The sequence below is a fragment of the Embleya sp. NPDC020886 genome, from assembly GCF_044333915.1.
Lineage (GTDB): Bacteria > Actinomycetota > Actinomycetes > Streptomycetales > Streptomycetaceae > Embleya.
In genome coordinates this window covers 942,388-966,514 of the sequence record NZ_JBIRRX010000001.1, presented here as the reverse complement: position 1 = coordinate 966,514, position 24,127 = coordinate 942,388, and the positions used below count along the sequence as shown (strand labels likewise).

At 70.9% G+C, this 24,127-nt stretch carries 14 protein-coding genes and 1 pseudogene; 13 read left to right on the top strand and 2 right to left on the bottom strand.

Annotated features, from left to right (window positions below; genetic code table 11):
* Positions 1–44: 44 nt before the first annotated feature.
* A complete protein-coding gene (locus ACH4U8_RS04005) occupies positions 45–2,990 on the top strand; it encodes a helix-turn-helix transcriptional regulator (RefSeq protein WP_395775757.1) in 2,946 nt (981 codons plus the stop codon).
* Positions 2,991–3,047: 57 nt separating this feature from the next.
* Here ACH4U8_RS04005 and ACH4U8_RS04000 read toward each other — a convergent pair whose 3' ends face one another.
* Together ACH4U8_RS04000 and ACH4U8_RS03995 are read right to left on the bottom strand one after the other, a co-directional pair.
* A complete protein-coding gene (locus tag ACH4U8_RS04000; protein ID WP_395775756.1) occupies positions 3,048–4,817 on the bottom strand; it encodes a hypothetical protein in 1,770 nt (589 codons plus the stop codon).
* A gap of 100 nt (positions 4,818–4,917) precedes the next feature.
* Complete coding sequence (locus ACH4U8_RS03995; RefSeq protein WP_395775755.1) at positions 4,918–6,081, bottom strand: PQQ-dependent sugar dehydrogenase; 1,164 nt, start codon at positions 6,079–6,081, stop codon at positions 4,918–4,920.
* Between the two features lie 85 nt (positions 6,082–6,166).
* Between ACH4U8_RS03995 and ACH4U8_RS03990 the strand changes: the two genes are divergently transcribed.
* The 12 genes and pseudogenes from ACH4U8_RS03990 to ACH4U8_RS03935 all read left to right on the top strand — a co-directional run bounded on the left by ACH4U8_RS03990 (position 6,167) and on the right by ACH4U8_RS03935 (position 24,085).
* A complete protein-coding gene (locus tag ACH4U8_RS03990; RefSeq protein ID WP_395775754.1) occupies positions 6,167–7,117 on the top strand; it encodes a 2-hydroxyacid dehydrogenase in 951 nt (316 codons plus the stop codon).
* A 90-nt stretch (positions 7,118–7,207) separates the two neighbouring features.
* Positions 7,208–8,779: a DUF2079 domain-containing protein gene (locus ACH4U8_RS03985; protein ID WP_395775753.1), complete on the top strand. Its 1,572-nt coding sequence runs from the start codon at positions 7,208–7,210 to the stop codon at positions 8,777–8,779.
* 617 nt (positions 8,780–9,396) lie between these two features.
* Positions 9,397–12,150, top strand: coding sequence for a putative bifunctional diguanylate cyclase/phosphodiesterase (locus tag ACH4U8_RS03980; RefSeq protein ID WP_395775752.1), 2,754 nt, complete (start codon positions 9,397–9,399; stop codon positions 12,148–12,150).
* Positions 12,151–12,422: 272 nt separating this feature from the next.
* A pseudogene (locus ACH4U8_RS03975) lies at positions 12,423–14,198 on the top strand (acetolactate synthase large subunit); the annotation flags it as partial.
* Between the two features lie 42 nt (positions 14,199–14,240).
* Positions 14,241–14,768: an acetolactate synthase small subunit gene (ilvN, locus tag ACH4U8_RS03970; protein WP_360323942.1), complete on the top strand. Its 528-nt coding sequence runs from the start codon at positions 14,241–14,243 to the stop codon at positions 14,766–14,768.
* A gap of 165 nt (positions 14,769–14,933) precedes the next feature.
* A complete protein-coding gene (ilvC, locus tag ACH4U8_RS03965; RefSeq protein WP_360323944.1) occupies positions 14,934–15,932 on the top strand; it encodes a ketol-acid reductoisomerase in 999 nt (332 codons plus the stop codon).
* Between the two features lie 258 nt (positions 15,933–16,190).
* Complete coding sequence (locus tag ACH4U8_RS03960; RefSeq protein ID WP_360323946.1) at positions 16,191–16,571, top strand: hypothetical protein; 381 nt, start codon at positions 16,191–16,193, stop codon at positions 16,569–16,571.
* A 2-nt stretch (positions 16,572–16,573) separates the two neighbouring features.
* Positions 16,574–18,730 (top strand): DUF6571 family protein, encoded by a 2,157-nt coding sequence (locus tag ACH4U8_RS03955; RefSeq protein ID WP_395775751.1) that lies wholly within the window; start codon positions 16,574–16,576, stop codon positions 18,728–18,730.
* A gap of 1,297 nt (positions 18,731–20,027) precedes the next feature.
* A complete protein-coding gene (locus ACH4U8_RS03950; RefSeq protein WP_360310727.1) occupies positions 20,028–20,543 on the top strand; it encodes a SigE family RNA polymerase sigma factor in 516 nt (171 codons plus the stop codon).
* Between the two features lie 183 nt (positions 20,544–20,726).
* A complete protein-coding gene (locus ACH4U8_RS03945) occupies positions 20,727–22,346 on the top strand; it encodes a PP2C family protein-serine/threonine phosphatase (RefSeq protein ID WP_395775750.1) in 1,620 nt (539 codons plus the stop codon).
* Positions 22,347–22,401: 55 nt separating this feature from the next.
* Complete coding sequence (locus ACH4U8_RS03940; RefSeq protein WP_020553308.1) at positions 22,402–23,232, top strand: hypothetical protein; 831 nt, start codon at positions 22,402–22,404, stop codon at positions 23,230–23,232.
* A 31-nt stretch (positions 23,233–23,263) separates the two neighbouring features.
* Positions 23,264–24,085, top strand: a complete 822-nt coding sequence (locus tag ACH4U8_RS03935; protein ID WP_360310723.1) for a hypothetical protein — start codon at positions 23,264–23,266, stop codon at positions 24,083–24,085.
* Positions 24,086–24,127: the final 42 nt, after the last annotated feature.

Below are 24,127 nucleotides of genomic sequence, written 5' to 3'. Positions count from 1 at the left end.
TCGCCGGGGGTGAAAACCCCGGCTGCGAAGCGAAGGAACATGACATGCTCGGCACTGTGGCGAGTACTTCTGTTTCTCCCGTGTTCGTAGGCCGGTCATTGGAAATGGCGCGGTTCCTCCAGGCTTTGCGCGAAGCCGACGAGGGCACGCCGGGCGTCGTACTCGTCGGGGGCGAGGCCGGCGTCGGCAAGACGCGCCTGCTCCAGGAGTTCCTGGAGCGGGCCGAGGCACAGGGCGCGGTGACCGCCGTCGGCGGCTGCCTGGAGCTGGGCGCGGAGAGCCTGCCGTTCGCGCCGATCTCGGCGGCACTGCGTACCCTCTCCCGCCGGATCGGCCCCGAGCTGGCCGAGGCGGTCGCCGGTCGCGAGCGCGATTTGGCGTGGCTGCTGCCCGACCTGGCGCCGGGCACCATCGCGCGCGACGGCGAGTTCGACCGGGTCCGGCTGTTCGAGTTGATGCTCGGCCTGCTGGAGCGACTGGGCGGCGACCGCACCCTGGTGATCGCGATCGAGGACCTGCACTGGGCCGACTCGTCCACGCGCGAACTGCTCGGCTTCCTGTTCCGGCTGCTGCGCACCGGTCGGATCCTGATCGTCGGCACGTACCGGGCGGACGCGGTGGACCGACGGCATCCGCTGCGCTCCTTCCTGGCCGAGTTGGACCGGGTGCACAACGTCGCCCGGATCGACCTGGCCCGACTCACCCGGGCCCAGGTCGGCGACCAGTTGCGCGGCATCCTGCGCGAGGACCCGCCGCGCCGGCTGATCCGACAGATCTTCCAGAAGTCCGAGGGGAACGCGTTCTTCGTCGAGGAACTCGCCTGCAGCATCCGCGACGGCCAACTCACCGGCATCTCGGACACGCTGCGCGACCTGCTGCTGATCCGGATCGAGGAGTTGTCCGAGGACACCCAGAAGGTGATCCGACTGGCCGCGATCGGCGGGGTCACCGTCGGGCACCGGCTGCTCACCGAGGTCTCCTGGCTGGATCCGGATCGGCTGGAGGAGGCGCTGCGCACGGCGGTGTCGGCACACGTACTGGTGCCGATCGGCGAGGAGTTCCAGTTCCGACATGCACTGGTGCGCACCGCGATCCGCGAGGATCTGATGCCGGGTGAGCGGGTCCGGCTCTACGCCACCTTCGCCGAGGCGTTGGAGCGCTGCCCGGACCTGGTCGGCGCCGACGAGCTGCGCGGTCGGATCGCCACCTACTGGTTCCACGCCGGCAAGGCGGTCAAGGCGCTGCCGGCGGTGCTCGCCGCGGCCGAGGCGGCGCGCGAGCGGTATGCCTTCGACGAACGCACCCGGCTGCTGGAGCGGGCACTGCTGCTGTGGGAGCAGGTGCCCGATCCGGAGCAACTGAGCGGTCGCCGGCTGATCGACATCTACATGGAGGCGGTCACCGCGGCCCGACTGGGCAGCGAGCGCGAGTTGGCCATCCACTTCTGCAAGCGGGCGATCCAACTGGTGGACCCGGTCGCCGAACCCGAGTTGGCCGCGTTCCTGTGGCGGGAGAAGGCCCGGAGTCTGCGCATCCTGTGCCGCTCGTCGGGCATGCCCGAACTGCACCGGGCCAGAGAGATCCTGGCGGGTCTGCCACCGTCGATGGAGCAGGCCCGAGTGCTCGCGCACATCGCCCGGGACCGGATGCTCGACGGCGACGGCGAAGAGGCGATCGCCGAGGCGATGACCGCGCTGGACCTCGCCCGGGCCATGGCCGGCCGCGACATCGAGGCGGAGGCCCGCAAGACGCTCGCCTGCGGCCTGGTGCAGATCGGACGGGTCGAGGAGGGCATGGCACAGATCGCGCTGGCCGAGGAGGGCGCGATCGACAGCAGCGAGCCGGACAGCCTGGTGCATGTGCTGAGCAACAAGGCGTCGCTCCTGGAGGGTCTGGGCCGACACCGGGAGAGCGCGGTGGCCGCGCGGCGCGCGATGGACGTCGCCGCCGAGCGCGGACTCACCCGCACCTCCGGCTCGTTCGCGCTGGGCAACCTCGCCGAGTCGTTGCTCTCGGCCGGCGACTGGGCCGACCTGGAGACGCTGGTGGAGAAGACCCTCGACCTGGACCCGGGGCCGCAGACCACCCGCCACCTCGAACTTCAACTGGTCGACCTGTGCCTGGCCCGCGGTGACGTACGCGGGGCGAGCGCGCATCTCAAGCGCTCCCGGCTGGCCGCCGGCTCGCGCTACGTCGAGGCGCAATACTCGATCCCGCTGGCCCGCGCCGAGATCCGGGTGGCCGAGGCGCAGGGCCGGCTGGACGAATCCCGCGAGGCGCTGGTCGCGGCCCTGGACGGGGTCGGCTGCCCGCCGGGCCATCAGCGCTACATGTGGCCACTGCTCGCCGACGCGGCGGCCAACGAGGCGGACGCGCGCACCTCGACCGTGCGCCCGCGCGAGTCCGAGCTCAAGGCCCGTCAGGACATCGCCGACCGGATCGCGGCGATGGCCGGCACGCTCGCGGTGGACTGCGCGCTGGACGCGGCGTACGCGTCGCAGGTCAAGGCCGAACTGGCCCGCGCGGCAGGCACCGACGACGCCGAGCTGTGGGGTCGGGTGGTCTGCGCCTGGGAAATGACCGAGCAGGTCTACCGCACCGCCTGGGCCCGCTTCCGGCACGCGGAGACTCTGCTCGCCGCCGGCGACCGCGACGCCGCCGCGCTCCCGCTGGCCACCGCCGCGGAGGTGGCCGTCCTCCTGGACGCCAAGACCCTGCGCGAACTCATCGACCTGCTCACCCGCCGCGCCCGGATGGCCCCCACCACCCAGGGCGACACCGGCACACCGCTGCCGACCCTGACGCCCCGCGAGATCGACGTCCTGCGACTGGTCGCCGACGGCCGCAGCAACCGCCAGATCGCCGAGGAGTTGTACATCAGCGTCAAGACGGCCAGCGTGCACGTGTCCAACATCCTGGCCAAGCTGGAGGTGACCGGCCGCGGCGAAGCCGCCGCGGTGGCCCACCGGTTGCACCTGGTGGACGGCTAGGCCCGTCCGATCCGCCGGACCGGACGAGCCGGCGGGTGTCGAAGGCCGGGCCTCGGTCTACCCCGCCGCGGCGGACGACAGGTCGGCGAGTTCGGCGAGCGTTCCCTCGAACTCGGCGATCAGCCCGGTGAGGACGACCCACGCCTCGGGGTTGGCGCCGATGCGCTTGGCCAGGTGCGCGAGCGCCGGGCGCGGGTCGCCGGGAGCCCAGTGGTAGGTGTCGATCGCCACCAGCGCCTCGAACGCGTGCCGGGCCGGCCGGGCGTGCCGGACGACCTCCTCGGTGTCCAACTCGCCCGCGACGACCGCGGCGGAGAGCCAGGAGTGCCACTGGTCCAACGGTGTGTCGCGCACCCGGTCGACGGCCGGCCGGCGATGCTCGGGGACCGGCGGTTCGGCCCGCGGCCCGCGATCCCAGCGCGCACGCAACTCCCGGAGCGCCGTCGGGTCGTCGGCGGCCAACGCGGCCTGCGCCGTGCTGCGGATCAGGTCCGGGAACAGCGCGCCGTGGTTGGCCAGGATGTCGCCGGTCACCTTCGCGTCGGCCCGCTCCCACAGGCTCAACACGATGTCGATCCAGTCGATCCGACGCAGCTTGCGCTCCCCGCACTTGGGCAGCGCGTGGTCCACCACACCGGGGTCGCCGGACATCGCGTAGGACTCGGGCTCGCCACCGAAGTGCGGTTCGTTGATCAGTTGGGCCCGCAGGTCCGGATGCATCGGTACGCGCGGGCGACCGGCCCGCCGGCCGGCGTAGATCTCGCGCCGCAACTCGGCGGTGACGCCGGAGCGGTTCTCGACCAGGAGACGGTCCAATCGGTCGTCACCGAGGTCCTTGAGCAGCCGGGCGTAGTGCCGCCCGATGGTCTGGTGCTCGGCGAGCGCCGCGAGCATCGCCGGATGTGCGCAGCGCAGTGCGGCCTCGGCGACATTCGGCAACGGCGGGACGTTGCCCGGGAGCAGGGCGGCCGCCGCCGCGTCGTCCAGATGCGGTATCAGAGCGGTCAGTTCGTCCGCGTCCAGCCGGCGGAGCAGGAAGACCACCGACGGGCGCACGGCGGCCGGCACCGCGATCGTAGGCTTGTCCGCGTGCGCCTTCGCCTCGGCGAACAGCTCCGGCAGGGTGCCGCCGAACCGCCCCAGCCTGCGGGCCAGTTGGGCCCACGCGGCCGGATCGGCGCCCAGCGTCGCGATGATCCGCGGCCTGAGCACGTCGTGGATCGTGGTCTCGCCGGTGACGTAGGAGTGTTCCCGGGAGACCACCGCGAGCACCTGGGCGGCGACCCGGGCGGGCCGCATCCGGGCCAGGATCTCGCGCGGCGCGAGCACCCCGGCCCGCAGCGCGGGGCCGACCTGGTCCAGCGCCTCGGTCCGGGTCACCGGCAGATCCGGGCTGTGCAACACGCTCGCCGAGCCGCCCCGCCGAGCGGTGTGCGCCAACACCGGATACGCCTGCAACAGCGCCAGCGCCCGCTCGGCCGTGACGCCGGGCCGGCGCAACTCCCGTCGGGCCCGATCGAGATCGCCGACCTCGTCGCCGCCCGGATCGGTCTCCTCGCCCGGCGGGAACGCCGCGGCCACCACCGGATCGCCGCCGGCCTCGATCAGTCGGCACAGTTGACTCGGCGTCAGCCGAGGGTTGGCCGCCGTCTCGGCGACCTCCCAGCCACGCGCGCAGTAGGCGATCGTGTCCACCAACGCGTCCGAGAGGCACACCTCGTGCGGCACCGACGCGCCGAACCCGCGCACCCCCGTCAACCGGGTGAACACATCCGCCACATCGGCCTCGGAAAGCTCGCGCAGCACCAACACCAGGCTCCGGTCCACGGAATCCCTCCCTCGTGCGGCATACGCTAACGTCCGCCTCGGACGTCGCCCGAACCGGCACAACCACGCCGCCCACCCGGGCCGGGCCGGAGCGGGTGCCTCAGCCCGAGACCAGGCGCAGGATCCGGTCGTCCCCCTTGCGCGGCGTCCCCCGACCGTCGGTCATGCTCGTGACCAGCCACAGTTCGCCCGCGCCGACGGCCACGACCGTGCGCAGCCGGCCGTATCTGCCCTGGAAGTACGCCTTGGGCTCGGTCACGGTGGAGCCCACGATCGGGGCCTCCCACAGGCGTTCGCCCTTGAGGCCGGCCAGGTACACCACGTCGCCCACGATCGCGATGCCGCTCGGCGAGGCGTCGTCGGTGGCCCACTGGGCGACCGGGTTGACGTACGCGGGGTTGTCGCTCGTGCCCTCGACCGCCGGCCAGCCGTAGTCGGCGCCGGAGCGGATCAGGTTCAGCTCGTCCCAGGTGTCCTGGCCGAACTCGCTCGCCCACAGCCGGCCGGTCGAATCCCACGCGAGGCCCTGGACGTTGCGGTGGCCCAGGCTCCACACCGGGGAGTTCGGGAACGGGTTTCCGGGCGCCGGGTGGCCCTCGGGCGTGAGCCGCAGGATCTTGCCGCCGAGCGAGTTCCGGTCCTGGGCCAGCGGCTTCTGCCCGGCCTCGCCGGTGCCCGCGTACAACATGCCGTCCGGGCCGAACGCGATCCGGCCGCCGTTGTGGTTCGAACCGGCCGGGATCCCGGCGAGCAGCACCTCGGGCGGGCCCAGCGGTTGTTCCGGCAGATAGGTCATCCGGACGATCCGGTTGTCCTGCTCGGTGGTGAGATAGGCGTACAGGAAGTGGTCGCTCGCGAACGTCGGCGACACCGCGATCCCCAGCAGACCCCCCTCGCCGCGATGCACCGAACCCGGCACCGTGCCGACCACCACCGGCGTCACGGTGCCCGGACCGAGCCGGGTGATGGTGCCGGTGTCGCGCGAGGACACCAGCGCGTCCTTGTCCGGCAGCAGCGCCACACCCCACGGCGTGTTCAGGTCCCGGGCGATCTCACCGGCCACGATCGGCTCGGCGACCTTGGCCGCGGTCGGCCCCGCCGGCACGTACGGCGGCTGGGTGCCGGCCACCGGCGCGGTGGAAGGGCCGGGCGAGCCCTTCTTGTCCGACGAGTCGCCGGAGGAGCCGCACGCGGTGAGTCCGGCCGCCAGCGCGACGGCGAGCACCAGGGAGGGCCAACGAGGCTTCGGACGGCGTGTGCGCACCGGAAACACCACCTTCTCGGGATGCTCCGACCCTAAGGCCGAGCCCGTGGGGGTGGGGTGCGACACGGCATTTAGAGTTCCTGCCATGGTCACCGACGGCAGGATCTGGGTCCCGTATTCCCTGGAGCAACTCGCCCCGCTCCCGGGCCGACTCGCTCCGGGCGACGGCGCCCGATCGCTCATCGACGTCTACGACGGCCTCGACGGCCCGGTTCCGGACACCGCCGCCGACGTCGAGTTCTACGTCCTGCCCTACATGTTCGACCGCCGCACACTCGACCGGATCGCGGACATGCCCCGGCTGAAGGTGATCCAGACGCTGACCGCCGGCTACGAACACGTCCTGCCGTTCCTGCCGCGCGGCGTGCTGCTCTGCAACGGCCGCGGCATCCACGAGACGAGCACCGCCGAACTCGCGCTCGCCCTCACCCTCGCCGCGCTGCGCGACATCCCCACGTTCGTCCGCGGCCAGGACGCGGGGGAGTGGCGGGCGGGCTTCTATCCCGCGCTGGCCGACAAGCGAGTGCTGCTCGTGGGGTACGGAGCGATCGGCGAGGCGGTGGACCGCCGGCTCCAGGGCTTCGAGGTGGACGTGGTCCGGATCGCCCGCAGCGCCCGCCCGGGCCCGCACGGACCGGTCCGGGCGATGGCCGACCTGCCCGAGTTGCTCCCGCACGCGGATGTGGTGATCCTCACCGTCCCGCTCACCGAGGAGACCCGCGGCCTGGTCGACGCCGACTTCCTGGCCCGGCTGCCCGACGGCGCGCTCGTGGTCAACGTCGCGCGCGGCGCGGTCGTGGACACCGACGCGCTGCTCGCCGAACTGGGCACCGGTCGGCTCCGCGCGGCCCTGGACGTCACCGAACCCGAGCCGCTGCCGGCCGAGCATCCGCTGCGCTTCGCGCCCGGCGTATTGATCAGTCCGCACGTCGGCGGCAGCTCGTCCGCCTTCCTGCCGCGCGCCCTGCGGCTGATCCGGGCGCAGCTCGAACGCTGGTCCGAAGGGGTGGCCCCGGCAAACATCGTGCGGGATTGAGCAACCAAACGGCTCAGGTTGCGCTCTGCTTCAGGACAGGGCCGACACCGGTACGGTGTGCCCGCGCACGCCCGACCCGGACGGAGACACATGGAAGACAGGGGGACGGCGCCCGGCGCTGTTCACGAGCGGTTCGAGGCATCGGGCACCGCCGACGCGAATCCGGCGCCGGGCGCCTCGACGGTCGTCGAACCGGCGGTGATCGCCCCCCGAACGGGTGAACACGACGTCGGTCTGCGCACCGTGGTCCAACGGGCCCGGCAGCGGATCGGCCCCGGCGTGCTGCCGTACCTGCTCGCCGTGTGCTTCTTCCTGATCTACGCCGCACACTCGCTGCTGCGCCACCGGCGGATGGAAACGCACGCCTACGACCTGGGCCTGTTCGAACAGGTGGTCAAGGCGTACTCGAACTTCGAGGCGCCGGTATCGGACATCCGGGCGCCCGACTTCAACGTGCTCGGCGAGCACTTCCACCCGATCCTGGCGCTGCTCGGCCCGATCTACCGGATCTTCCCCGGCCCGAGCACCCTGTTGATCGCCCAGGCGTTCCTGGTCGCCGCCTCGGTGGTACCGATCACCCGGATCGCCGCCCGCGCGTTCGGCACGCTCGGCGCCGCCGGGCTCGGTATCGCCTACGGGCTGTCCTGGGGCATCCAGTCGGCCGTCTCGTTCGACTTCCACGAGATCGCGTTCGCGGTACCGCTGCTGGCCTTCGGCCTCGACCGTTTCCTGCTCGGCCGACACGTCCAGGCACTGGCCTGGTGGTTGCCGCTGATCCTGGTCAAGGAGGACCTGGGGCTCACCCTGGCCGCCGCGGCCGTGCCGCTGGTGCTGCTGCGCCGCTGGAAACTGGCCGCCGCGCACGTGCTGATCGGGGTCTCCGCGTTCGCGCTGGCGATCTTCGTGCTGCTGCCGGCGATCAACCCGAACGACACCTATGCGTTCTGGGGCAATCTCGACTCGACGCAACGCTCCGGCAACGCGGATCCCAACACGTCGCTGGGCCAGGTGCCGATCACCGAGCTGATCATCGAACTGCCCAAGTCGATGGTGTTGCCCAGCGCGAAATGGATGACGCTGTTCACCCTGCTGCTGCCCACCGGGTTCATCGCGCTGCGCTCGCCGATCCTGGCGATGATCGTGCCCACCATGTTGTGGCGGTTCACCTCCAGCAACGAGTTCTACTGGGGCACCTACTTCCACTACAGCGCGGTGCTGATGCCGATCGTGTTCGCGGCCTTCGTGGACGGCGTGGTCAAACTGCGCGCGTCGCGGGCGGACTGGTTGCGCCGGTACGCCGCCAAGGCCGCCATCGTCCCGCTCGCGGTGTCGCTGGCGCTCATGCGCGACTTCCCGCTGATGGACCTGCTGCACAAGCGCACCTGGATGGTCCAGGACCGGGTGCACTCGGCGCACAAGGTGCTCGATCAGGTCCCGGGGGACGCGACGGTGTCGGCCACGATGAGTTTCTCGCCGCAACTGGTCTCGCGGGTGCGCCGGGTGACCGACTTCCCGACCATCCTGCCCGGCCCCGGCTACGCGGCGATCGAGGTGTGGGGCGACAACAAGGACTGGGCCCGCTACTGGATCGATCATCTGATCGGGCAGGGCTTCACCGAGGTCGCCCGCGAACCGGGCGCGGTCCTGCTCAAGCGCGACTGAACCGGAGCGCCCGGGGGCGCATCCGGTCCGGGGCCGGCCGACGAGCGCCGGTCGCAGCCACTCCCGCGCGACCCACCCGCTCCCCCTCGCGCCGCTCCCACGCTCGGCCGTCCGAGTTCTCCGGACCCCGATCCGACCCATCGCGCTCCCCGCGAGCGATCGAATCGCCGCCGCGGTGCTGCCGCGCGGCCCGGTCGGACGAGGCTCCCGCGAGCCCCCGTCAGGGCTCCGGGAAGCCGTCCGGCCGGTCCCCGGACCGCCCGACGACCGCTGAAACTCCCAGGTTTGCCCTGATCAGGGCCCCTTTTTCCGCCGGATGTCGGGAGTTTGTCACAAATGCGCGGGAAGGGACTCCCATGCCGGCCATCATTAGTTACTCTGTGTTGAGTAAGACAAGCTCACAGTGACGGGTTGGTGTATCGTCCGAGTCGTGGGGCGTTGAGAGACGCGCACGGTCGGGTGTCGCACCCCCGTCGCGCCGGCGCCGACCGCCCCGCCTCACGGCTGGGGTGTGAGGGCCGGTGCAGTGCCTGAAGCGCCGTGCGGGCGACTTCGGGCAGAGGGGAGTGCGGAATGCCGGGGGACCACTGCCGGAGTGGCCGAGCCACGACGACCCGGTGCGGCTGCTGATCTTGGCCGACACCCCTACCCAGCGGCAGCTCAAGTACCTGATCGCGCCGCTGTGTCTCGTGTATGCGATCGGTGCGCTCCAGGGCTGGGGCAATCCGACGCTGTCGCTTGCGATGGGCGACTTCGGCCTGGCCGCCGCCGCGGCCGTGGCGGCGATCTCCTGCGCGCTCAAGGCCGTGCACGAATTCGGACGGGCCCGGTTGTCCTGGGCACTGTTCGCCTTCTCGGCCACGATGGTCTCGCTCGGCAACGGGATCTGGGGCTGGTACGAGGTCGTCCTGGACGCCCCGGTGCCCACGCCCGGCCCGACCGACGTGATCTTCCTGCTGTTCGCGCCGCCCACCATCGTCGGCCTGATCCTGGTGGCCCAGCGCCCGCGCGGCATCGCGGCCTGGACCTGCATGGCACTGGACGGCTGGTTGATCGCCGGCTCGCTGTTCACGCTCGGCTGGAGTCTCGCGCTGGCCCGCAGTACCAACGGGGACCGCTCGGACATCCTCAAGATCGTGCTCACCCTCGCCTACCCGGTGCTCGACATCCTGATGATCAGCATGGTCCTCGGCTTGCGATTTCGGGCCGGTTCGGGAGATCGCGCGGCACTGAATCTGGCGCTGGTCGGCCTCGCGGTCACCGTGATGAGCGACGCGTTGTGGACCACCCCCGGGTTGAACAGCGGATATCGCTCCGGCGGTCTGCTGGACGCGGGCTGGTTCGCGGGCAGTCTGCTGCTGGCCATCGCGCCGTGGACCGGCGAGCGGGTCGAGGCGCACGAGCGGCCCAGGCATCGCACCATCTCGATGTTGTCCGCGCTCACCCCGTACATCGCCGCCGCGGTGTGCACCGCGGGCGTGCTCGGCGGCGCGGTGGCCGGGCACGCCCCGGACAAGGTGGTGCTCGGGGTCGGCGCGACCGTCCTGGTCACGCTGGTGTTGCGGCAGGGCATCACGCTCGTCGACAACGTCTTCATGGCCCAGGAACTGTCGGCCAAGGAGAGCCACTTCCGGTCCCTGGTGCAGGGCTCCAGCGATGTGATCATGATCGCGGCCGGCGACGGTGTGCTCCAGTACGTCAGCCACGCGGTGCGCCGGGTCTACGGCTTCGAGCCGGAGGAGTTGGTCGGCACCCGGCTGGAACTGCTCATCCATCCCGAGGAGAGCGCGCGCGTACAACGCGAACTACGCGCGTTCTTGGACGGCGTGGTGCCGATGGGCGAGGCGGACACCGCGATGGTGCGGGTGGAGTGTCGGATCCGCTCGGCGGCCGGCACCTGGCTGCACACCGAATCGGCGGTCAACCGCTACGGCGACGGGCTGATCTTCAACAGTCGCGACGTCACCGATCGAATCAAGCTGCAGACCCAGCTCGAACACGACGCGTTCCACGACCGGCTCACCGACCTGCCCAATCGGGCCCTGTTCGAGGACCGGATCCAGCACGCGCTGGCCCAGCGGCGCGGGATCACCCCGACGATCGCGGTGTTGTTCCTGGATCTGGACGGGTTCAAGGCGGTCAACGACAACTACGGGCACACCGCGGGCGACGAACTGCTCGTGCAGGCCGCCCGCCGGCTCGAACACGCGGTCCGGATCGGCGACACGGTGGCCCGCTTCGGCGGCGACGAGTTCGCCGCGCTCCTGGTCGGCGATCCCTCCCCGCGTGCGATCCGGGAGATCGCCGAGCGGTTGTTGTCCACGCTGTCCGCGCCGTACCGGATCGCCGACGGCGAGGTGCGCGTCGCGGCCAGCATCGGCATCGCCTTCTCCGCGCCCGGGATCGCCCCGGCCGACCTGATGCGGCACGCGGACGCCGCGATGTATCGGGCCAAGGACGGCGGCAAGGGCCGGGTCGAGGTCTACACCCCGGACATGGACGCGGACGTGGAGCGCCGCGCCGCTCGGGCCGCCGGCCGTCGCCGGATGGACCGGGACGGCCGGCTGGCCATCTCCTACCAGCCGGTGGTGGACCTGGACACCGGTCGGGTGCGCGACGTGGAGGCCGCGCTGTGCCGGGTCGAGGACGGCGTCGTGCCGGGGCGGGCGGACCACGTGCGGCTGACCGCGGGCGCCGAGGGCCGACTCTCGCCGGTGGGCCGCAGGCTGCTCGAGGAGAGCACGCTGGCCGCCGCGACCTGGCGGCTGGCCGGCCACGACATCGGCGTCACGGTCGGCCTGGCCGCGCGCCAACTCACCGGGCCGGGCTTCCTGGACGTGCTGGAGGAGACCCTGCTCGGCGCCGACCTGCCCGCCGGGGCGCTCACCCTGGAGATCACCGACAACGTGCTGCCGGACGGGGACGAACTCCTGCTCGGCCGGATCGCGGTGCTGCGCCGGCTCGGGGTGCGGTTGTCGCTGGACGACTTCGGCACCGGGCACTCCTCGCTCACCTACCTGCGCCGACTGCCGGTGGACGCGCTCAAGATCGACCGTTCGTTCGTGGCCGAGGTCGGCACGTGTCCGCATCTGACCGTGCTCACCTCGACCATCGTGCGGCTCGGCCTGGACTCCGGGCTGACCCTGGTGGCCGCCGGCATCGACAGCCACGCGCAGGTCGACATACTCCGCGAGATGGGGTGCCAGCGCGGACAGGGAAGCTGGTTCCATCCGGCGGTCTCCGGGGACGCGATCTTCGAGGTGCTCGGCCAGGCGCCGCCGGGCAACAGCGCGGTGCGCGGCCCGCGGCCCGAGCCGCTGCCGGAGGTGCGCCCGGCCCTGCCGGTCCAGGTGCCCAGACCGCAGATGTGACGCATTCGTCCCGGGTCGCGGGTTGGCCGAAAACCGTGACGTGCCGTCAGTCCTGGACAAACAATCCCGAATACTGAGACGCCCGAAGGGTCGGCTTGACACGTACAGGTGCCCGGGGAGAGAGTCGCGGGCATGCAGACCCGAATCCTCGTACTTGAGAAGCGCGTGAACTGACCACCGAGTCGGTTCGCGCGCCCCCCTCGCTTGCCTAACGGCACGGGGGGTTTTTTGTTGTAGTCCGACGGGCCCGGGCCTCGCGCCCCACTCGATATGCCGACTTCAGATCGAGAAGAGACGAAAGCATGACCGATCAGGTGACAGGAGCCCAAGCGCTGATCCGCTCCCTGGAAGCCGCAGGGGTGGACACGGTCTTCGGCATTCCCGGGGGCGCGATTCTTCCCGCCTACGATCCGATGATGGACTCGACGAAGGTGCGCCACATCCTGGTCCGGCACGAGCAGGGGGCCGGGCACGCCGCGGAGGGCTATGCGCAGGCCACCGGCAAGGTCGGGGTGTGCATGGCCACTTCGGGCCCGGGGGCGACCAACCTGGTGACGCCGATCGCCGACGCGCACATGGACTCGGTGCCGATCGTGGCGATCACCGGTCAGGTGGCCAGCGCCGCGATCGGTACGGACGCCTTCCAGGAGGCGGACATCTGCGGCATCACGATGCCGATCACCAAGCACAACTTCCTGGTGACCGACCCGGCCGAGATCGCGCCGACGATCGCCGCGGCGTTCCACATCGCGGGCACCGGCCGCCCCGGCCCGGTCCTGGTCGACATCTCCAAGGACGCGCTCCAGGCGACCACCGAGTTCATCTGGAACGGCACCCCCGAGCTGCCCGGCTACCGTCCGGTCACCCGGCCGCACGCGAAGCAGATCCGCGAGGCCGCCCGGCTGCTCAGCGAGGCCAAGCGTCCGGTGCTGTACGTCGGCGGCGGGGTGCTCAAGGCACACGCGTCGGCCGAGCTGAAGATCCTCGCCGAGCTGACTGGCGCCCCCGTGGTCACCACGCTGATGGCGCTCGGCGCGTTCCCGGACAGCCACCCGCAACACCTGGGCATGCCGGGCATGCACGGCACGGTGGCCGCGGTCACCGCGCTGCAGAAGTCGGACCTGATCTTCGCGCTCGGGGCCCGCTTCGACGACCGGGTGACCGGCCGGCTGGACACGTTCGCGCCGCACGCCAAGATCGTGCACGCGGACATCGACCCCGCCGAGATCTCCAAGAACCGCACCGCGGACGTGCCGATCGTCGGCGACGCCCGCGAGGTGATCGCCGACCTGGTGGTCGCGGTCCAGGCCGAGCACGAGGCCGGCCGGTTCGGCGACTACCAGGAGTGGTGGACCGCGCTCAACCGCTGGCGCGACACCTACCCGCTGGGCTACGACGTGCCGGCGGACGGCTCGTTGTCGCCGCAACTGGTGATCGAGCGGCTCGGCGCGATCTCGGGTCCGGACACGATCTTCGCCTCCGGCGTCGGTCAGCACCAGATGTGGGCCTCGCAGTTCATCCGCTACGAGAAGCCGTACACCTGGCTCAACTCCGGCGGCGCCGGGACGATGGGCTACTCGGTGCCGGCCGCGATGGGCGCCAAGGCCGGCATGCCGGACACCACGGTGTGGGCGATCGACGGCGACGGCTGTTTCCAGATGACCAATCAGGAACTGGTCACCTGCGCGGTCAACGACATCCCGATCAAGGTCGCCATCATCAACAACGGCACCCTGGGCATGGTCCGCCAGTGGCAGACGCTCTTCTACAACGAGCGCTACTCCAACACCGACCTGCAGAGCCGCCGGCTGCCGGACTTCGTCAAGCTCGCCGAGGCGATGGGCTGCGTCGGACTGCGCTGCGAGAGCCCGGACCAGCTCGACGAGATCATCCACAAGGCGATGTCGATCAACGACGCGCCCGTGGTGATCGACTTCGTCGTGCACCAGGACGCGATGGTTTGGCCGATGGTCGCGGCGGGTTCCTCCAACGACGAGGTGATGGCCGCGCGCGACGTGCGTCCCGACTTCGGCGACACGGACGACTGACAGGCCGACAGGGCATCAGGAAGGCATAGGAGTCCAGCGATCATGTCCAAGCACACCCTTTCGGTCCTCGTCGAGAACAAGCCCGGTGTCCTCGCCCGGATCACCGCGCTGTTCTCGCGTCGGGGCTTCAACATCGATTCGCTCGCGGTGGGCACCACCGAGCATCCGGACATCTCCCGGATCACCATCGTGGTCACCGTGGTCGAGGAACTGCCTTTGGAGCAGGTCACCAAGCAGCTCAACAAGCTGGTCAACGTGCTCAAGATCGTCGAGCTCGACCCGCCCGCGTCGGTGCAGCGCCAACTGCTGCTGGTCAAGGTGCGCGCCGATCACGAGACCCGTTCCCAGGTGGTGGAGATCGTCCAGCTCTTCCGCGCCAAGACGGTCGACGTCTCGCCCGAGGCGGTCACCGTCGAGGCCACCGGCGGCCCCGACAAGCTCGCCGCGATGTTGCGCATGTTGGAGCCGTTCGGCATCAAGGAACTCGTCCAGTCCGGCGTCGTGGCGATCGGCCGCGGCGGTCGCTCGATCACCGACCGTTCGCTGCGGTCGGTCGAACGCTCGGCCTGACGGATATGTTCGGACCCTGATCCAGGCGGACATGTCCGGACTTTGGCTCTGACGGACCGTCACGGTCCACATTTCAAACCGCGGCACGCGTCTCGCTCGTGATTTGCAAAGATGACGAGCGGGGCGTGGCCCCGGAAGCACCCTGTCTTGAAGGAGAACCCCGAAGTGGCCGAGCTGTTCTACGACGACGACGCCGACCTGTCCATCATCCAGAACCGCAAGGTCGCGGTGCTCGGCTACGGCAGCCAGGGCCACGCCCACGCGCTGTCGCTGCGGGACTCCGGCGTCGACGTGCGGGTCGGTCTGCTGGAGGGCTCGAAGAGCCGGGCCAAGGCCGAGGAGGCCGGCCTGCGCGTGGTCACCCCCGCCGAGGCCGCCGCCGAGGCCAGCGTCATCATGATCCTCACCCCCGACCCGGTCCAGGCGAAGGTCTACGCCGAGGCCGTGGAACCCAACCTGCAGGACGGCGACGCGCTGTTCTTCGGGCACGGCTTCAACATCCGGTTCGGCTTCATCAAGCCGCCGGCCAACGTCGACGTGTGCATGGTCGCGCCCAAGGGCCCGGGTCACCTGGTCCGCCGGCAGTACGAAGAGGGTCGCGGCGTGCCGTGCATCGTCGCGGTCGAGCAGGACGCGTCGGGCCAGGGCCTGGCGCTCGCCCTCTCCTACGCGAAGGGCATCGGCGGCACCCGCGCCGGCGTCATCAAGACCACCTTCACCGAGGAGACCGAGACCGACCTGTTCGGTGAGCAGGCGGTGCTCTGTGGCGGCGCCTCGGCGCTGGTCAAGGCGGGCTTCGAGACCCTGGTCGAGGCCGGCTACCAGCCGGAGATCGCCTACTTCGAGTGCATGCACGAGCTCAAGCTCATCGTCGACCTCATGTACGAGGGCGGCCTGGAGAAGATGCGCTGGTCCATCTCGGAGACCGCCGAGTGGGGCGACTACATCACCGGTCCCCGGATCATCACGGCCGACACCAAGGCCGAGATGAAGAAGGTGCTCGCCGAGATCCAGGACGGCTCGTTCGCGACCGCGTGGATGGCGGAGTACGAGGCGGGTCTGCCGAAGTACAAGGAGTACGTGAAGGCGGACGCCGAGCACAAGCTGGAGACCACCGGCAAGGAGCTCCGCAAGATGATGAGCTGGGTGACGAACGAGGGCTGATCCTCGACGAGTTGCCTGCTTGCCTGGTTGCCCGCTTGCTTGCCCGCTTGCTTGCTTTCGCGCAGGTTTTCTCGGCGTGCTGCGGGGCAAGGCGGTTCTCGTAGTCCTGTGAGTGCCCCGGACCGGTTCGGTCCGGGGCACTTTCCGGTTCGGTTCGGTTCGGGGCAGGCACTTTCCGGATGGGGACGGCTCCGTTAACGGGGGATTCACCGTGCGTCGGTGTCGAGCGCCATCCGGGGGTCGCTTGACTCGGTGATCATGAGTGACACCTCGCGGATCGACGCGATTCTCAACCCCGGCATGCCTCGGAGCGCGATACCGCCCGGTGGCGGGGCCGGCGGGCCGATGGACCACACCAAGGTAGAGGCGCAGCAACTGCGCAACTCGGCCAAGACGTTGCTGCTCATGGGCGGCGAGATCAATACCGAACTGCCGGTACCGGACGCACTCGACACCAAGGCCGCCTTCGGCGGTTGGCAGTTGGTCGGCCCGCTGAACGAGGGTCGGTGGAAGGACCAGACCGCTCGGCTGCGGCGCGATCTGTCCGAGATCTCGGACGGTCTGTACACGATGGCGGACAACTACGACCGCAACGAGCACGCGGTGACCACCTCCTTCGCCGGCGGGAAGGTGATCTGAGCATGGTCGGCTTCGCCCAACTGCGCGATCTCAAGACCGAGGCTCTGCGCGAATCCGCCCAGGAGTTCTACGACTTCGCGTCCTGGCTGGATCGCAAACAACAATTGGTCCGGGTCGATTCGCGGTCGTTGACGGTGACCGGCGAGTGGGACGGCCCGGCCGCGCAGGCCACGCTGGCCCGATACCGGGGCCTGGACGAGGTGTTCGAGGGTGGCAAGACCGAATACCGGGCGATCTGCGCGATCCTGCGCGACGCCGCCGACGACATCGGCGCGGCGAAGAAGAAGCTCACCGACGCGATCGCCGACGCGCAGGCACACGAGTTGGTGGTGCACGACGACGGGTCGCTGAGCTGGGGCCCGCTCAAGCCGCAGGGACACCAGCCGGATCCCCAGGACATCGAGGCGCACGGCACCCGGATGAAGGGACTGTCCGAGGACTTCCAGCGCAAGTTCAAGACCGCCCTGGACGACGCGACCGACGCGGACGCCCGCGCCGCGTCCGCGCTGCGCGGCGACATCGGCGCGAGCGCGACCTCGTTCAACGCGAAGGCGATCGGCGGTGGCGAACTCCCGGACTCGGTCCGGGCGGCGGCGCTGGCCAAGCGGATCGACACGCTGAGCCCGGCCGAGTTGGAGGAATTGCGCAACCTGCTGCACGGGAACGAGAAGTCGTCGATCTTCGCCACCAACCTGATGAACACGCTCGGCCCGAACGGCCTGCTCGAACTCCAGGCCGGCGTGGTCAATCGGGGCCAGAAGTGGACCGGCCACGACGCCGACGGCGCAACCATGGACGACCTGCGCGCGATCCAGGACGCGCTGGGCACCAACCTGGCCACCGCGACGCAGCCCAAGGGCGAGCCGCATGTCACGCAGAGCTGGGTGGAGGGCCTGAAGGAGGCCGGCCGCAGCCGCACGTTCGTGCTCAACGACATGCCCAAGCACTACCTGTACGGCTACCAGTTGCTCGGCAACATGCTGCATCAGGGCGACTACGACAAGCAGTTCCTCGGCGACATCGGCAAGGACATGGTCGCCTTCGACCGGTCCGAGCCGGGCCTGCACGAGGCGGTCCCGGTGATCCGCGAGCGCTTCCCGCTGATGGACGACGCGCAGGGGCACGAGGGGCGCGGGTACGACTCGTTGGAGGGGCTGATGGACGCGCTCGGGCGCAACCCGGGCGCCGCCGAGACGGTGCTCGATCCCGCCGGCGGGAACCTGCACTACCTGCTCAAGGAGCGCGACTGGGGCGCGGACACCGGCGTGGGCTCGCCGGCCGACTCGTTCGGGAAGGCGTTCGAGGCGGCTACCACCGGGCATCCGGCGGGCGCGGGCGCGGGGGGCGCGCACACCGACGGCGGTGCCCGGATCATGGCCGAGGCGGTGCACATCATCGGCCAGGAGGGTGTGGGCGGCCACTTCGCCGACTACCGGGACAGTTTCGGCAACGCGATGGCCTCGTACATGCCGGACATCCACAACGAGTTGCGCAACGACCGCGCGGGTGGGTCGGCGGGCCCGGACCCGTTGTTCCCGAACTCGGGCGAGGCCCGGGCGACGTTCCTCGGCGGCACCCCGGACCACGACCTGCTGCGCACGATGGCCGTTGTCGCGGAGGACCCCAAGGCGTTCAAGGCGATGTCGGATGCCGAGCACTCGTACATCGCGGTGGGCCTGGAACGCATCTCCAAGGGCGACCCGCCGGCCGGCCTGACCGCGGACCAGCACCTGGCCCAGTCGGCGCAGGTGGTCGGCGCGTTGGACGCGGTGCGGACGGAGGCGATCCGCAACCAACAGGTGCTCAGCGACAAGGAGTACAACGACCAGGTCGCGTGGAACGGGAAGGTCGCCAACGCCGTGGTCGGCGGCGCGATCAAGATGAGCCCACTGCCGACGATGGTGTCCGAGCCGCTGTCCCGGATCGTGGCGCTGACCACCGACTACAGCGCGCAACAGGCTGCGGTGGACACGTCGGCGACGGCGGACCGGGCGATCGCGGATCAGCACGCGTGGGGGCGGGGGTACATGCAGACGATCGCTGCGGACTGGGCCGGGGTGCATGGACGGGAGGGGGAGATCCCGGGCTTCGATCTGACGGTGGGGAACAACTTCACGACGGGGGAGCGGAGGGCGCAGGAGGCTTTGGGGCGGGAGTGAGATGGGGGGTGGGGTTGGGGTGTGGGCGGAGCGGGGGAGGTGGGGCGGGGGTGGGGGCGGAGCGGGTTGGGCCGGAGCGGGTGGGGCCGGGGCGTGAGGCGAACCCGGCAGCTGGGGTGGGGGCGTGAGTGGAGCGGGCGGGGAAAGGCCAAGACGGGAGCTGAACCTGGCAACTGGGGCGGGGGCGTGAGTGGAGCGGGCGGGAAGGCTCGAGACGCGAGCCGAACCCGGCAACCGGGCGGGGCCGTGAGTGGAGCGGGGGGAAGGCCCGAGACGCGAGCCGAACCCCGCAACCGGGCCGGGGTCGTGAGCGGAGCGGGCGGGAAGGCGAGACGCGAGCCGGACCCGACAGCGGGGCCGGGGTCGTGAGCGCAGCGAGTGGGGTGGGCGTCGGTCGGCGATGCAACGCTGCCTTTATTGGGCGCCTTCGGCGCCGGCTCGCGAGGCACCACTTTTTTGCTCCGTCGCAGGCTCCTCCACAAAAAAGTGGCCCCTCGCTCGTGACTTCGTGTCCCTGCGCTTCGCTCCGGGCCACGAAGTCAAAGTTCTGCGGCTCCGCCGCTCTCCGTGCTTCGCACGTCGATCACGAGGGTCTCGACCAGGTCGTGGGCGCTGACGCGCCGGGCCGCAGCCGTACTCGGCGGCCCGGGGAAGGCCCCATGCGTTGCCGCAGCGGGTCAATCGTGGTGGACCAGGGCCACGATGGTGGCTTGGGGGCCTGACCGGGTCGCTCCGGTGCCCGTAGAACCGCAGCGTTCGAGCGTGGGGTAACGGGTGGAGCGGGTGGGGGCACAACCCGAGCCACCCGCAGGGGAACCGCAGCCGGAGGGTCGGTTCGCGGGCGGCCGTGGGTGTACCGGCCACGTCGTCGGCGGGGCGTCCTCGTGGGTGGGGGCGCAACCTTGGGGGCGTGGTGGGCGTGTGTGCCGTACCAGGCGTGGGTGTGGGTACGGGGGGCGTGATGGACGGGGAGGCGTTGGGGGTTGCGTTCGGTGTGTTGGAGCGGGATGTCGGGCGGGTTCTGGGTGCGCGGGTGGGGGGTGGTGGGGCGTCGATCCGGGCGATGAGTGCGCGACGGCGGCGGCGACGGGTCTTGGTGGGGGGTGGGTTGGTGGTTTTGGTGCTGTTGGTCGTGGGCGATCGGGTGGCCGCTTCGCGGAACCGATCACCCGGTCGTGTGCGTGGGTGGGGGAGAGACGCCGGAGGCGGCCGAACCGACATCGGGTGGGCGTCTCGGGCCGGATAAGGTACCGGGTCACGGCAGGACGAATACGCCGCGACGGGACGCGGGGGAACGATGGGACGGGACACGGGCGGTCGAGCCGACTTCGACGTGTTCTACGCCGAGAGCTACGGCGCCCTCGTGGCACATCTGTACGCGCTGACCGGTGATCTCGGCGAGGCCCAGGAAGCCGCGCAGGAGACCTATATCCGGGCCTGGAAGGACTGGGACCGGATCAGCGACTACGAGAACCCCGTCGCGTGGATCCGACTGGTCGGCCAACGCATCGCGGTCAGCCGCTGGCGGCGCACTCGTACCGCGCTCAAGAGCTGGATCCGGCACGGCCCGGACGGCGACCTGCCCGCGCCCGGCCCCGAATCGGTGGCCCTGGTGACCGCGTTGCGGCAGATCCCCGAGGCCCAGCGGCGCGCGGTGGTGATGCATCACATGGGCGGCCTGTCGGTCGCCGAGATCGCCGCGCACGAGGGTGCGCCCGAGGGCACCATCAAGGCCCGGCTGTCCCGGGGCCGCAGCGCGCTGGCCGGTCTGCTCGCGGACGGTTCGGAGGCGGTTCGCACCGGACGCCGCTAGGGGCTCGGGCCGCAGCGCGGTCGGTTCGGGTCGGCCCCGGCCGCCGCGTACCGAGAAACCCGAAGGAATTGGCCTTCCGGTTCACATGCCAGGGCCGCATCCGAGGCAGCATGCTTGAACGAGGCAGTGCTATCGCCGCACCGGACTTGCCGTTCCGGTCCGACATCGTGGAGCGTGAGACACATGAAGGGCAGAGGGGACTCGGGTCGGGAGACGACCGTGCCGGCTCGCGGTGGCTTCCCGGAACGAACGCTGCGGCAGGACGAATTGCGCGCCGAACGGCCACCGGCGGCGGACGACGACATCTTCGGCGATCTGTATCTCGACTTCGAGGACGCGCCGGTGCGCGAGCCGGTGGAGCGGGTCGAACCGGTGCAGCCGCGGCCCACGTACGAGCCGACCTCCGGGTCGACCACCTTCGACGACGAGTTCGAGGGAGAGGACGGGGAGTCGGCGCCGGACGGGGACTACGCGTCCGATCCGGGGCGTGAGTCGGGCGCCGCGCCGGAGTTCGAGACGGAGGCCGACCCCGAGCCGAAGGCGGCCGCCGCGTCGCGGTCGTTGTGGGACGAGGCGCCTCGGCCCGCCGAGACCTTTGCCACCGGGACGGAGGGGGACGACCGTGCGGCCGACCCGGTTCCGCACACGGTGACGCCGCGGGCGGTCCGCCCGGACGCGCGGATTCCGGCGCCGCCGCCGTCGGTTCCCGCGCCGCCCACGGTCGTCGGTGGCTCCGCCGACACGACATACGCGGCCGGGCACCCGGTGCCGCCGCCGCCCCCCGCGGTGCCGCCGATGCCCACGTCGCCGCCGCCGGTGCCCGAGCCGCAGACCGAACTGCTGCCGGCCGCCGTGCCGATGCCCGAGCCGGTGTCCGAGCCGGTCGAGGACGCGGACGAGTTGGACGTGCCGACCACGTCGCGCAGTGACAGCCTGCGGCGGGCCGAAGCGGCCGGGGAGGACCCGCAGGCCCGCAGCGGACCGCCACTGGGTGTCCAGGCGTCGGCGTGGTCGACCTCCTCGCATCCCGGCCGCCGACGCGCCGCCCGGCGGGAACGGCGCGGGCTGGGGCCGGAGCTGACCGCCCGGGACAACGACGACCGGTACGCCGCGACGGGTGAGGTGTTCATCGTCGCCGACGGCCTCGGCGGCCACCCCGCCGGTTGGTACGCGGCCGATGTGGCGGTGCGCACGCTGGTGGCCGAACTGGCCGCCGCCGACCTTTCCGCGGGCTGGAGCGACCGGCTCAGCGCCGCGATCGCGGTGGCCGACCTCGCGGTGCGCCGGCACGGCGTCGCCCAGTACGAGGGCATGCGCACCACCGTGGTGGCGGCCGTACTGCAGCACGGCAGGCTGCACCTGGCCGGATGCGGCGACAGCGTGTGCTGGTTGGTGCGCGGCGGGCAGGCGTTCCGGCTGACCGAGCAGGGCAACGCCGCCGAGTTCGGCCGACCGTGGCTGCTCACCTCCACTCCGCTGGGCGGCTCGCAGGTGCCCGAACCCGAACTGCAACGCATCGAGTTGCACGAGGGCGACCGTGTGGTCCTCGCCACGGACGGCGTCGGCCACCTGCCCGACGAGACGGTCGCCGACCTGGTGCACGGCGACCCCTTCCACGCGGCAACGACCTTGACCCGGACGGCCGTCGAGAGTGGTGACGACGACGCGACGGCGGTCGTGGTCGAATGCGATGCACTGCCCGTACCCGAAGGACATCGCTCCGGCGCGGACCCTCGGGAACAACCGGAGGATGCGTCGGGTACCCCCGGGGCCCTACGGTCGGACGGCGGAACGGCCTGGTGACGGTTCACCGGGAGAAGATGGGCGATGCCCCAGGGCGGGGCACGAGACCGGACGGATGGCGATGCTCGAACTGATCCTCACCGTGGCGACGTCGGACGACGCCGACCAGCAGGAGTCGGACCTGGCCCGGCCGCGCACGGTGAAGGTGCAAAGCGAGCCCGGCAAGAAGATCGCGATCGGCCGGGACCCGTCGCGATGTGGCCTGGTCACGCCGAAGGACTGGCGTTTCGTATCGCGTGTGCACCTGGAGTTCGTCTACTCCCTGGAGCGCGGCTGGAGTGTGGAGTGGCTCCAGGGCTCGCACCCGCGTCCGGTCGCGCTGGTCCAGATCGATCGCGAGGGCGTGTCGGAACCGGTGCCCTACGGCGCCACGCTGCCGCTGGGTTCGCTGCGCCCGGGTCGAGTCGTGGTCACCGACCTGGCCCGACGTCGGCGGGTCCTGGTGGAGTGGCGGGTGTCGTTGCCGCAACGCCCGGGCGAGGAGCCCACCGAGCCGGACGTGGGTGTGCCCGAGACCCAGGACGTCGCGCCGTTCGTCCTGCAGAACCGCCTCTCCGAGACGGAGATGGAGGTGCTGGCCGCGCTGTCCTGCGACTGGGTGCACGGTCGCCCGGTCAAGCGCGCCAAGTCCACCAAGGAACTGTGCGAGCTGTTGCACCTGTCGGCGGCCACGGTCGAGCGGTACAAGACCAAGCTGCGCCGCGAGTTCTACAGCTCGGGTCTGTGCCCCGAACTGAACGCCCTGCTCGGTCCGAACTACCTCGACACCGTGCGGCACGTGCACGGGGGCTGGGACCTGATAGCGCAGACCGCGGTCACGCACGGCATAACGGGGCGCGGTCCCTGCCCGTGTGGTGCGGATGCGCCGCACGCGGGTACCAGGTGAGCGGTAGGACCGGGGAGGGGGCGAGGGGATCATGCTCGAACTGAACATGTCGTTCGTCGCGATCGAGGACGGCCGCGAGGCGGAGCGGGATCCGCTGCCGAGCCCCAAGAGCGTGCGCACGCCCGGGGTGGCCGGCACGCGGTTGTTCGTGGGTCGCGATCCCAGTGCGTGCCGCCCGCTGTTGACGCCGCACGACTGGCTGTTCGTCTCGCGCAGGCATTTGGTCTTCGAGTACAGCGAGGACCGGGGCTGGACGGTGGAGTGGCCGCGCGGCCAACGGGACACCCCGGTGGCGATCGTGCGGATCAAGCGTGGCGAGACCTCGCAGGACATGCCGTACGGCGCGATCCTGCCGCTGCCCGCGCGCACCAGCGGCAACATCCTGGTCAGCGATCTGGCCCGGCGGCGCAGCGTGCTGCTCGGGTGGCGGGCGATGCAGCCGATCCGGCCCAGCGCGTCCGCCTCGCCGGACGGGAACGCACCGCCGACCGTGGACGTCGGACCGGAGGAACTGCGCAACAAGCTGCGCGGGGTGCGCCTGGAGGTGCTCGCGGCGATGTCCTGCGACTGGATCCACGGCCGCGCCACCAAGCGGCCCAGGACCACCGACGAATTGTGCGACATGCTCTACATGGCCAAGGCCACCGTCGAGCGGTGCAAGACCGAACTGCGTCGCGACTTCTACAGCTCGCTGCTTTGCCCGGAATTGAATCATCTGCTGGGGCCGGACTACCTGGACACGACCCCGCATGTCCACGGAGGCTGGGACCTGATCGCCCAGACCGCGGTCACCTGCGGCATTGTGGGACGCGAACCGTGCCCGTGTGCCCGCCGCGGTGGATCGATCGACTGAGACGACGCGAACCGCGTGGGTCGCAGGTCGGGGCGCGCGGCA